Origin of the sequence: Haemophilus paraphrohaemolyticus, assembly GCF_002015045.1 — a bacterium.
GTDB lineage: Bacteria > Pseudomonadota > Gammaproteobacteria > Enterobacterales > Pasteurellaceae > Haemophilus_A > Haemophilus_A paraphrohaemolyticus.
In genome coordinates this window covers 97139-109517 of record NZ_MUXX01000012.1, presented here as the reverse complement: position 1 = coordinate 109517, position 12379 = coordinate 97139, and the positions used below count along the sequence as shown (strand labels likewise).

Genomic DNA, 12379 nt, shown 5'->3' with positions numbered 1-12379 from the left:
ATGAATATTTTACACAAAATAAATGCTACCCGTTTAACCTTGATTGATCAAGTCATAACAGCCAAACCATGCGAAGATAACCTAATTAGTGAAATTGCGGTTGCTCTGGTTTATAACGGCATTTCTCACGCAGTGATGATGTGCACGCCAAATAATTTAGAAGATTTTGCGATTGGCTTTTCACTTTCGGAAGGAATTATTTCTAACAAATCAGAAATTTATGGCATCGATATTATTGAACAATGCGATGGCATTGAAGTGCAATTAGAAATTAGCACTCGTCGTTTTGTTGAATTAAAAGAAAAACGCCGCTCAATGACAGGAAGAACTGGCTGTGGCATTTGTGGCGTTGAACAATTAGAACAGGTAAAACAGAGTTGCAATTTAGCTAAAAAATCTGACCGCTTGTCGAATATCAACCCACTTATTTTTAATCACTCACTTGAGCAACTCGAACAAACGCAACAACTTTCCAAAGAAACAGGGGCAAGCCACGCAGCCGCATTTTTTAGCCCCGAGGGTGAATTACTTGCCATTCGAGAAGATGTCGGCAGACACGTCGCTTTAGATAAACTTATCGGTTGGTACGTTTCAAATAACGAACCACTTGGCTTTGTGTTTGTCACCAGCCGAGCCAGTTTTGAAATGGTGCAAAAATGCGTTGCAGTAGGCATTGAAATGCTATGTGCCATTTCCGCCGCCACCGAAATGGCAGCCAAAATGGCACAAGAAAACGGATTTACTTTACTCGGCTTTACCCGAAAAGGCAAAGCAACGGTTTATTCGGGAATTGGGCGGTTGGTTATTTAAAAAATAATAGGCTGAATGCTACAAAATATAGTATCCAGCCTTTAATTGAGTAAATTCTTTTTGCTACTCTTCTTTAATGTGACCAATCTCCAAATGCACCACATCAACTAAATCAGATGGGCTTACTTGGAACGCTTGACCGAACCCTTTAACGAATAAGCCTTGGCTTGGTGTGAAGCCGAAGATTTTAAAGTCGGCATTTTGTGCTAACTCATCAATTAAATCACCGTGGCGGGCTTTAAGTTCTGCTAAACAAGCCTGACCTTCTTCTGAAAGTTTATCAATCACTTGCGAAGTTGCATCAAAACTTAACCGCTTGCGGGCAAAAATTTGACGGCTTAAGTTCTCATCTTCAATCAACATCAACGATACTTTCGATACTTTTTGTAGATTGCGGGCGTGGCGTGCAATTTCTGAAATTAACACCACATATTTGCCATTATGAATTACAAACGGTGCATAACTGACGTTTGGGTTGCCTTCTTCATCTAAGGTTGCCAACATAATCGTACGGCATTGTTCCTTCAACTCTTGAATTTGTGGCCCTAAGCGGTTCTGTAGTACTTCTTGACGAGCAGTCATTGTTTTCTCCTTAATAAAAATCCCTATTGAAAGGCATTGAATTTTTCCACTTGTTCAGGGAAAAGTTGGCGTTGCTCATCACGCCCTAAATACACTTTAAAAATGGTCTCGCCATTATGAGCAATAAAGGCGATGTTGTAGCTCTCTTTACCACGGAAAGGTAAGCTAACAAAAGCAATTTGAGCAATGCCATCTAATTTCAAATGCCCGTGCAAGGCACCTTGATCGCCTTTCATATTCAGATTGTAGTAGCCACGCCCTACAATACCTTCGGGGAAACGATCTTTAATTTCAAAGATCGAACCGCATTTTTCAATAATGGTGGTAAAGGTGCCCCATTGGGCGATTTGGGCAAAAATCTCTTCGGCACGATTTGCCTCAAACACACGCACAAATTGTTCTGGCAGTGCCACTAAAATTTTACCTTCAGGCAGCTCAAAATGGGCTGCCATATCCAGTGTGATCGCCTGTGGATTTTCCGCAATATAAGCGGTAATCTTTTCTGTGAGATTTGTCATTTTCCAATAAAATCCTACCGCTTATTGAGCTGCTTCTTGTTTAATTGCACCAAATACACCACGTGATTTATCAGCTTCATTAGTGAATATACCCGATAACTCTTTGGCATTTTCACCGAAGAAACCACCTTGGGTTTTAATGCCATTTACTTCACCAGCAAAACTGTTGCCAGTAATTTTGCCGCCGAAGTTCATTTTTGGCACTTGAACTGTATTGTAATAAGTATTTACTTTTTCATTAATTGTAATATCAATTACTTTTTTATCGAAATCAGCCGTCGCATTCATTTTTGATGTTCTAGCATATGAAACACCATCTTTAACATATGCAGCTCCGCCCGTGTATTGAATTGTACCTGAAGTAGGAATTTGAGATACATCGGTTGGTTTACCTTGGGCATAAATCATTTTTTCAGTTGGGTTGTATGGATCTGTTGCATAGATACCAAAAGTAGTTGATTTGAAATCACCTGTATTAGCAATATTTGAACTATATTCAACCTGTCCGATATAGTCATTATATTCTGAATCAGCTAAAGAAAGTACTTGATCTCTAATACCATAGCTATCAACAATTGCAATATCACGAATATCTCGAGCTTGGGTACGCTCAACAGTTGCTTTGCCATCTTTTAAGTTAATGACACCACCAGATACAGCATCAGTCATCACGCCAGAAATTCCTCCGAATACTTTATCGCTAAGTGGAATTCTTGATTTTTCATCTGCACGAAGATTTTCTAGCTGTTTAGCATATTCTTCGGCTTCTTGACGTTTTTTCGCTTGTTCAGCTGCTTTTGCATTGAGTTCTTCAACAGATTTGTTTGCTACTTCAGCATCTTTTTGAGCTTTCTCTAAATTTTGCTTTGCGTTAGCCAGATCTTCTGCTGCTTTTTGTGCTTTTTCTTCTAGTTTTTTTAATGCGTCTTGATTCTCAAGGTTTTGTTTTGCGTTAGCTAGTTGGGAATTAGTTTGTTCAGCTGCTAGTTCAGCTTGTTTTTGATTTAATTCAGCTAATTCTTTAGTAAGTTTGGCAACTTCAGCAGTGAGCTGAGTTACAGTAGCTTGAGCTTTATCTGCTTCAGACTTAGCTGTATTGTAATTTGATTGATTATTTTGAGCTTGTTGTTGAGCTGTTTTTACTTGCTGAGTAAGATCCGCAATTTTTTGCGTTAGTGTGGATTCTGTTTTACGAATTTGATCAGAATTATCTGTACCTCCTTTAGAGCTTGATGAGCAAGCGGTTAAAAAAGCAGCACAAGATACAGTAAGTAAAGTAAATTTAAATTTATTCATAATAGTGACCTATATTATGTAATTAGAGTAGAAGAAAACTTTGAATAGATTAAACTAAACAAAAATGATTTTCAATACTCTTGTAAAACTTATTAAATTTTCGTAAACTGAATTTATATCTTTTTTATATTTTAGGTGAAAATATGGCTCGTCAATTTGTTCTATCATTGGGAGCTGTTTGTGTTGCTATGGCATTAAACAGCTATGCTCAAGAAGAAACTACTTTAGGTACCATCCGCGTTGATGGTACTCAAATCAAAGCAAACCAAATTAAAAAAACGCGTAAAGCAATTCAGGAGGAATTGATTGCGGACAATTATGATTTAGTGCGTTATACAACAGATGTCGGTATTAGCGATAATGGTCGTCGTAAGAAAGGTTTTGCTATGAGAGGCGTTGAGGGAAATCGGGTTGGTATTAGTGTAGATGGTGTAAATCTACCTGATTCTGAAGAGAACTCTCTTTACGCCCGTTATGGCAACTTCAATAGCTCTCGTTTAGGAATCGATCCTGAATTAGTGCAGGGGATCGATATTATGCGAGGTTCAGACTCCTTTAATTCAGGAAGTGGGGCGTTAGGTGGATCGGTAAACTATCGTACTCTAGGTGTAGATAACATTATCTTGCCAGGAAATAATTGGGGCGTGTTACTCAAAAATGGCTACGCGAGTAAAAACCGTGAATGGACTCACACTGTTGGAACGGGTTATAGAAATGACAAAGTAGATATTGCCTTGCTTTATTCTTACCGTAACGGGCATGAAATGAAAAGTAATGGTAGTGGAGACGATATTACAGGAAGTGCAAGAGGAATACCAGATCCAGCCTATCATAAAAATCACAGTTATTTAGCAAAAGTAGGATATTTCATTACACCATCTCATAAAGTCAGCGCTTCTTTTAATGGTCAGAAACTTAACAATGAAGTAGATGAAAAGTCGTATAGTTATTCAGAAAGTAGTTGGCGTTTAGTTAATGATATCAATTCACGCTATACCGCCAATTTTGCGTATGAGTATTTTCCAGAAAATAATAAATATTTAGGTTATTTACGTGCAGATATAGATTGGCAAGAAACAGATATTAGCTCTAAAAATTATAAAGGTCTTTATAATAGAGATGCGAATGAAAGACTTATCTATATTAAGCGTGCAGATGAGCTTCAAGATACTCATATGTTAACTAAAGTAAAACGAGCTTCTATTCGTTTAGATTCTGCATCTTGGGAAACCAAATGGGGTACACATATTTTTACACTTCGTTCAGGTATCTCTCAGAAAGATTTTGATAACCGAAACGACAAAGAGCTTTATCGAGGTGGTAAAACATTAAAAGAAAATGGTTCAATTCAGCATCCAGTAATAACTAGAGCATTTTATAGCCAATTACAAGATAAAGTTGTATGGAATGATATGTTTTCTAGTCAGTTAGGGGTGAGATATGATTGGGAAGAACTTATGCCACAACATATAAAATCGCCTTGTCAAGCATGTACTGCAACACCAGCATCTAATACATTCCAAAGCTTAAGTGGTTCATTAGGACTAGATGCTCAGTTAAACGATACTTGGAAAGTCGGCTATAATGTTTCTACTGGATATCGAGTACCAACGGCATCAGAAATGTATTTCTCTTTCACTAATAAATTAGGTAACTGGTATCCAAATCCTAATTTAAAAGCAGAACAAGCACTTAACCAATCAATTAATATTCAAGCTGAACATCGAATAGGCTTGTTTGGTATGAACATCTACCATAGTCGCTATAAAGATTTCTTAATTGAACAGGAAACAGAGGATTTGGTTGCAAATACAGATTACAATGAATATTCTGCTTATTATGGAGCACAGCCATTTGAATACCAACTAGGTCAACAAATGGTAAATATTGATAGAGCAAGTATTTCTGGTATTGAACTAAATAGCAAAATGAATTTAGATCAAGTGTTCTCAGTTATTCCTGAAGGATGGAAGCTCCTTGCTAATTTAGGTTATTCTAAAGCTCGATTAAAAGGAAGCGAGAACAGTTTACTGTCTATTCAACCATTAAAAGTTATTGTAGGTTTTGGTTATGAAGATCCTGAAGAACGCTGGGGCTTAAATGTAAGAGCAACTTATTTAGGTGCAAAAAAAGCGAAAGACGCACAAATTCTGTGGCGTAAACGTGTTCAAACATACCCTTATTTGAATGGTTCGGCGACTTTATTTGATGTTTATGGATTCTACAAAGTCAATAAAAATATAATTTTACGTGCAGGTGTATATAATTTATTGAATCGTAAATATCATACTTGGGATACTTTACGTGGTATCAATTATATTAGCACAACCGATGCCGTTGACCCACAACGCAAAGGCCTAGAACGTTTCTACGCCCCAGGTCGCAATTTTGCAGGAGCGGTTGAAATTCGTTTCTAGTTTGCAAACTGCATAAAAAAAATAGCTAGGAAATAAATCCTAGCTATTTTTATTTAATCTTTACTGAAATTATAACGCTTGTTCAACAAAAGCCGCTAATTGAGATTTTGGTAATGCACCTACTTGTGTTGCAACTACTTGACCATCTTTAAAAAGAATTAATGTTGGGATTGAACGAATACCGAATTGGGCTGGCACTTGTTGATTTTCATCTACATTCACTTTGGCAATTTTCGCACGACCTGCAAACTCTTCTGCTAACTCATCTAAAATTGGAGCCACCATACGACAAGGACCACACCAAGGTGCCCAGAAATCTAATAATACTGGTACATCTGATTTTAGTACTTCTTGTTCAAATGTTGCATCGGTAACTTGTAAAGTCATAATTAATTCCTTGTTTACATTATTTAAATAAAAGAAAAACACCACCGAGAAATCAGTGGTGTTCGGTTGGCGTTAAGATAAGGTTTCAACCAACCGATTTCAAGTCTATTTTTCCAATTGCTTTGATAATTTTACTCTTTATCTTTAGGCAAAATTAGGTTAAGCACAAGAGCTAACACTGAACCTACGGTAATGCCTGAACCAAAGACTTCTTTAAAGAAACTTGGCAATTTATCAAGCAATTCTGGACGAGTGGTAACCGCTAAACCACAGCCGATGGAAATCGCAATAATTAAGCCATTGCGTTTTGAGCGCTCTACTTTATCGAGCATTTGAATACCAGCGGCGATAATCATTGCAAACATCATCAAGCCAGCGCCCCCTAATACAGGACTTGGTATAGAAACAATTAACGCCCCAAACCAGGGGAAAATACCTGCGAAAATGAGCAATACGCCCATTACCGTCACGACGTGGCGGCTTGCTACACCCGTTAATGAAATCACGCCAATATTTTGAGCGAATGATGAAAATGGTGTGGTAGACATAATTGCTGCAAAGGCTGAGCCTACCCCATCACACAATACGCCACCGCGTAAATGCTTGCCTGTAATCTCTGTTTGAGTGGCATTACCCAATGCTAAGAAGTTACCACTTGATTCCACAATGGTAACTAAATAAGCAATCGACATCCCAATAATTCCCGAAATTGGGAACGCTAAACCGAAGTGCAGAGGTTGAGGAATTGCAACAATTTCTGCATTTTTGACCGCTTCAAAGTTGATCCAACCTAAAATTAATGCCACCACATAACCTACCATCATCCCAATAACGATAGCCGCAGCCGAGAAAATTCCTTTACCCCATTGCACCAAAATAACCACGAGCACAAGCACAAAAGTTGCCATCGCAAGATTAGCGGGATCGGCATAATTAACATCGCCTTTTTGACCACCTGCAAACCAGTCTACCGCCACAGGAATGAGGCTTAAACCAATCATCACCACCACCACGCCAGTTACTACTGGTGGAAATAATTTACGCACATAAGGCATAAAGAAGCTACCAATGATCATCACAAATGAGCCCACTAATGAAGCCCCTAAAATGCCCGCTACACCGTGCTCACTAAAACCAATAGCCAATGCCGCCGCGACGAACGTAAAACTGGTGCCCATTACGCTTGGCAAACGCAAACCGATAGGGCCAATCCCACGACATTGAATAATAGTGACAATGCCTGAAACTAACAGCGCAGCATTCACAAGTACAATAGTGTCTGGCGTTGGAAGTTTTAACACGTTGCCAATAACAAGAGGAACTGCGATGATGCCGCCAAGTGCAGCAAGAAGATGTTGAAGAGCTAAGAGAAGAGTTAATCCGAAAGGAGGTTTTGAATCAACAGGATAACGTAAAGTTTGCATATAAGCCTCAAAGTAAAAACACTGAGGCGGATTATACGGATTTGCAACCTTTTAGGCAAACGGTTACGCAAACGATTGCTAGCATTGGCTAAAAAATAGCCCTTTACGGGCTATTTTATTCAACGAATAAAAATAGATAGTTTACTCTTCCGATGTAGCTTCATCTATTTCTTCGTCATCCGCATCACAAATGCGCTCAAGACTTACCACTTGCTCGTCTTCTGCAGTGCGAATAATGCGAACCCCTTGGGTGTTACGACCAACAAGGCTTACTTCTGAAACACGAGTACGCACCAATGTACCCGCATCGGTAATCAACATAATTTGGTCAGTTTCTGCCACTTGAACTGCAGCAACCACTTTACCGTTACGTTCATTCACCTTGATTGAAACCACACCTTTGGTTGCTCGAGATTTCACAGGGTATTCTGCAAGTACGGTACGTTTACCATAACCATTTTGGGTAACGGTTAAGATGTCGCCTTCAGTATGTGGAATGACAAGTGAAACAACCTTATCGGTGTTGAGATTGATGCTTTCATCACTCTCTTCGCTTTCAATATCAACGATTTCCGCTTCTTCCACTTCATCGCTGATTTCTGTGGTTGCCAGTTTAATACCGCGCACCCCTGTTGCGGTTCGTCCCATTGCGCGCACAGCTTTTTCTTCGAAACGAACCACACGACCTTGCGCAGAGAACAACATAATTTCGCTTTCACCGTTGGTAATATCAACACCGATAAGCTCATCGCCCTCGCGGAGTGTGAGTGCGATAAGACCGTTCGCACGCACATTACTAAATGCATCTAATGCAACTTTTTTTACTACGCCACTTGCGGTTGCCATAAAGACAAATTTATCTGCCGAGAACTCACCGTTTGGAATTGGTAAAATTGCGGTAATACGTTCATTTTCTTCTTTTACAAGCGGTAAAATATTCACGATTGGCGTACCACGTGCCCCACGGCTTGCTTGCGGTAATTGATACACTTTCAATTGATATAAGCGACCACGGCTTGAGAAGCAAAGGATGGTGTCATGGGTATTCGCCACCAATAATTTCTCGATGAAGTCATCTTCTTTCATCTTCGTCGCTGATTTACCTTTACCACCACGGCGCTGTGCCTCATAGTCTGAAAGTGGTTGATATTTCACATAACCTGCGTGAGAAAGAGTTACCACTACATCTTCTTGGGCAATTAAATCTTCAAGATTGATATCGCCTGAAGCTGCCGTAATTTCTGTACGGCGTTCATCACCAAAGCTTGCTTTTACGACTTCTAGCTCTTCACGGATCACTTCCATTAAGCGATCTGCGCTATTTAAAATGTGTAATAATTCCGCAATTTCAGTGAGTAATTCTTTGTATTCATCAACAATTTTTTCGTGCTCTAAACCTGTTAAACGGTGTAAGCGTAATTCTAAAATTGCACGAGCTTGCGCTTCAGAAAGGTAATATTCGCTACCACGCACGCCTAAATGTTCAGGTAGATCTTCAGGACGAGAGGCATCAACACCGGCTGCATCTAACATTGCCGCTACATTACCTAATTCCCAAGAGCGAGAAAGCAAACCTTCACGCGCTTCTTCCGCCGTTTTTGAATTACGGATCAAGGCGATAACTGGGTCGATATTCGCTAATGAAATTGCCAAACCTTCTAAGATATGTGCGCGCTCGCGTGCTTTACGAAGTTCAAAAATAGTACGGCGCGTCACCACTTCGCGACGATGTTTGATAAAGGCTGCAATGATCTGCTTGAGATTCAATACTTTTGGCTGACCGTTGTCTAGTGCGACCATATTGATACCAAAAGTCACCTGCATTTGCGTGAGCGAGTAAAGATGGTTTAATACCACTTCCGCAACTGCATCGCGTTTTACTTCGATAACAATGGAAATCCCTTTTTTGTCGGAATAGTCATCAATTTTGCTGATGCCTTCAATTTTTTTATCTTTAATGAGCTCAGCAATCTTTTCAATTAATTTGGCTTTATTAACTTGATAAGGTAACTCAGTCACAACAATATGCTCGCGACCTTTATCGGTCGTTTCAATGCTTGCTTTCGCTCGCACATATACTTTACCACGACCAGTTTGATAAGCGTCTACAATCCCTTTACGACCATTGATTAACGCCCCTGTTGGGAAATCTGGGCCAGGAATATATTGCATCAACTCATCAATCGAAATTTCTTCATTTTCGATATAAGCCAAGCAACCATCTAACACTTCGTTTAAGTTGTGTGGAGGAATGTTAGTTGCCATACCCACCGCAATCCCTGATGAACCATTGACTAACAAGGCTGGAATTTTGGTTGGAAGCACATCAGGGATCATCTCTTTGCCATCATAGTTTGGTGAGAAATCCACGGTTTCTTTATCTAAATCAGTGAGCAATTCCTGCGTAATTTTTTGCATACGCACTTCGGTATAACGCATCGCAGCTGGTGCATCGCCATCGATCGAACCAAAGTTACCTTGCCCGTCAACCAACATATAACGAAGTGAGAACGGCTGTGCCATACGCACAATGGTGTCATACACCGCTGAATCACCGTGCGGGTGGTATTTACCGATTACATCACCTACCACACGTGCAGATTTAACGTGTGGGCGATTGTAAGTATTGTTGTTTTGATCCATCGAAAACAACACGCGACGGTGAACAGGTTTTAATCCATCACGCACATCAGGTAATGCACGCCCAACAATCACGGACATTGCATAGTCGAGATAAGACGTTTTCAGTTCGTCTTCGATACTGACGGGGGTAATATCTTTGGCTAATTCGCTCATTGAAATTTCCTAATCAAGTTTGTGAAAAAGATAGCCTTCATTTCATTTATTTCTAAAGGCGAAAATTGAGCGGATTATAGCATAAAAAGGGAGCAAAAGGGGATTTTATATATTTCATCATAACCTTTTTAAACATAAAAATACCCTCCGTTATTTGAGGGCATTGTATTGTTTATATAGTAAATGCTCAATCTCTATAGCTTAATAGAGTTAATTTGCAAACTACTCTGCTTTTTCAACCGCTTTCACACAACAAACATAATAGATTATCGCAGCTAAAACTACGCAAAGAGCCATCGCATAAAGCATTGGTTTAGCATTAGTGACTGCAATTTGTGAAAGCAATGCACCAACAAGAGAGCCAATACCAAATCGCATCGTACCCGCAACCGCATTTGCCGTGCCTGCCATTTGCGGAAATTTATCTAACACCGCTGCCGTTGCATTACTGCCGACGGTTGAAAGCATCCCAACATAGAACGGTACAGCTACCACCATTAACCAGAAATTCAATTCAAAGGTTGCTACAATCGACAACCAAATACCTGCTGTTAACATAGTGATTAAACCAATTCGGAGCATGGTTTCAGAGCCAAGTTTAGTGACTAACTTACCGTTAATTGCCGTCATGGAAATCATCACCACCATATTGAGCATAAAGAAGTAACCAAAGTGCTCTTGCGAAACACCGTAGATTCCAATGTAAACCAGCGAGCCAGAAGTTAAGAAACAGAACATTCCCGCAAAAGTAAGCCCGCCTACAATCACATAACCCAAAGTTGGTTTATGCGAAAGCAGTTTTGCATAGTTGATGAGAACCTGTTTGAAATTTATCGATTGGCGTTTTTCTGGCACTAACGTTTCTGGGATTTTCCATGCCACCAACACCACACAAGCAATCCCCATTGCAACTAGCGTATAGAAAATAGAGTGCCAATGCAGATATTTAGCAATATAACCGCCCAATACAGGGGCAACGAGCGGGGCAAGCAAGGTAATAATCATAATCACCGACATCATTTGTGCAAAGCGGTTACGCTCAAACAAATCTCGAACCAACGCTCCAAGCACTACCGCAGGTGCAGCTCCAAACAAACCTTGGGTTAAACGTAAAAAATAGAAGGTGTTAATATCTTCTACTTGCGTTAAAAAATAGGCGGCTAATGCTGCCCCTGCTAAACCAATCAAAATAATCGGTTTACGCCCGAAGCTATCGGCAACAGGCCCCCAGAAAAGCTGACCGACTGCAAAGCCAAAGGTAAAGACCGCTAAGGTGGTTTGCACCTTTTCTTGGGAAACAGCTAAATCTCTCGCAATATCTAAAAATGACGGTAAATACATATCAATGGCAAGCGGTGGAAGCATTGCCATCATTCCTAAAATAATAAAAAAACACGGATGCGGTTTTTTCTCACTCATTAAAAACTCCCAATTTCTTCGTTTGTAAGCGTGCGGAATTCGCCTTCTTCTAATGTTTCATCTAAAACCACATCGCCAATTCGCCAACGGTGCAAGGCTTCCACCTTATTACCCAAGGCTGCAAACATTCGTTTTACTTGATGATAACGCCCTTCGCTGATGGTTAAGTTCACGTTATAGTCATCAATAATTTCTAATTGAGCAGGCAAGCACGGATCTTTCTCTCCACGTAGCAAAATCCCCTCTGCTAATTTTTCAGCATAAAAATCTTCAACAGGATCAGCCAACGTTACCAAATAGGTTTTCTCACAATGATGCTTTGGCGAAGTAACACGGTGCGACCATTTACCATCATCGGTTAAAAGCACCAAGCCTGTGGTATCAACATCCAAACGCCCAGCTGTATGTAGTTTCGTCATCAGCGGATAATCAAAAAATTGATAAACGGTTGGATATTCGCCATCATCATTCGAACAAATATATCCCTGTGGTTTGTAAAGCATAAAATATTGCCCTTCGTCCATCCATTCAAGCGGTTCGCCCTCGTAGCAAATCCGATCTTGTTCGGTAATTTTAACTGAACCAATTTTCACAATTTCATCATTCACGGTCACTAAACCGCTTTTCAACACCTTCGCTGCCTGTGAGCGGGTTAAGCCTGTGTTTTCTGCAATAAATTTATCTAAACGCATTGTATTCTCTTATTTTTATTTCAATTGAATTTATTATA

Annotated in this window: 10 protein-coding genes; 2 read left to right on the top strand and 8 right to left on the bottom strand. The window is 39.8% G+C overall.

Annotation, left to right across the window (positions count from 1 at the left end):
* Positions 1–810: a formate dehydrogenase accessory sulfurtransferase FdhD gene (fdhD, locus tag B0184_RS06240; protein ID WP_005708811.1), complete on the top strand. Its 810-nt coding sequence runs from the start codon at positions 1–3 to the stop codon at positions 808–810.
* 63 nt (positions 811–873) lie between these two features.
* On the opposite strand, the gene hutZ is transcribed toward fdhD, so the two are convergent.
* The 3 genes from hutZ to B0184_RS10555 are packed head-to-tail and all read right to left on the bottom strand — an operon-like array spanning position 874 to position 3206.
* Positions 874–1392, bottom strand: coding sequence for a heme utilization protein HutZ (gene hutZ, locus B0184_RS06235; RefSeq protein ID WP_005708848.1), 519 nt, complete (start codon positions 1390–1392; stop codon positions 874–876).
* 23 nt (positions 1393–1415) lie between these two features.
* Positions 1416–1910, bottom strand: coding sequence for a heme utilization cystosolic carrier protein HutX (hutX, locus tag B0184_RS06230; RefSeq protein ID WP_005708779.1), 495 nt, complete (start codon positions 1908–1910; stop codon positions 1416–1418).
* 21 nt (positions 1911–1931) lie between these two features.
* Positions 1932–3206: a transferrin-binding protein-like solute binding protein gene (locus tag B0184_RS10555; protein ID WP_005708865.1), complete on the bottom strand. Its 1275-nt coding sequence runs from the start codon at positions 3204–3206 to the stop codon at positions 1932–1934.
* Positions 3207–3349: 143 nt separating this feature from the next.
* On the opposite strand from B0184_RS10555, the gene B0184_RS06220 reads away from it, so the two are divergent.
* On the top strand, positions 3350–5623 hold the full coding sequence (locus tag B0184_RS06220) for a TonB-dependent hemoglobin/transferrin/lactoferrin family receptor (RefSeq protein ID WP_005708715.1): 2274 nt from the start codon (positions 3350–3352) through the stop codon (positions 5621–5623).
* Positions 5624–5692: 69 nt separating this feature from the next.
* On the opposite strand, the gene trxA is transcribed toward B0184_RS06220, so the two are convergent.
* From trxA to rsuA, 5 genes are all read right to left on the bottom strand, one after another.
* Positions 5693–6010, bottom strand: a complete 318-nt coding sequence (trxA, locus tag B0184_RS06215) for a thioredoxin (protein WP_005708771.1) — start codon at positions 6008–6010, stop codon at positions 5693–5695.
* 131 nt (positions 6011–6141) lie between these two features.
* The gene (locus B0184_RS06210; protein ID WP_005708725.1) at positions 6142–7434 is read right to left on the bottom strand and encodes a nucleobase:cation symporter-2 family protein; all 1293 of its coding nucleotides are present in this window, start codon (positions 7432–7434) and stop codon (positions 6142–6144) included.
* Positions 7435–7575: 141 nt separating this feature from the next.
* The gene (gyrA, locus tag B0184_RS06205) at positions 7576–10230 is read right to left on the bottom strand and encodes a DNA topoisomerase (ATP-hydrolyzing) subunit A (RefSeq protein ID WP_005708740.1); all 2655 of its coding nucleotides are present in this window, start codon (positions 10228–10230) and stop codon (positions 7576–7578) included.
* A 222-nt stretch (positions 10231–10452) separates the two neighbouring features.
* Positions 10453–11649, bottom strand: a complete 1197-nt coding sequence (locus B0184_RS06200; RefSeq protein WP_005708701.1) for a Bcr/CflA family multidrug efflux MFS transporter — start codon at positions 11647–11649, stop codon at positions 10453–10455.
* The gene (gene rsuA / locus B0184_RS06195; protein WP_005708744.1) at positions 11649–12341 is read right to left on the bottom strand and encodes a 16S rRNA pseudouridine(516) synthase RsuA; all 693 of its coding nucleotides are present in this window, start codon (positions 12339–12341) and stop codon (positions 11649–11651) included. The genes B0184_RS06200 and rsuA overlap by 1 nt, the downstream gene beginning before the upstream one ends.
* Between the last annotated feature and the right edge of the window lie 38 nt (positions 12342–12379).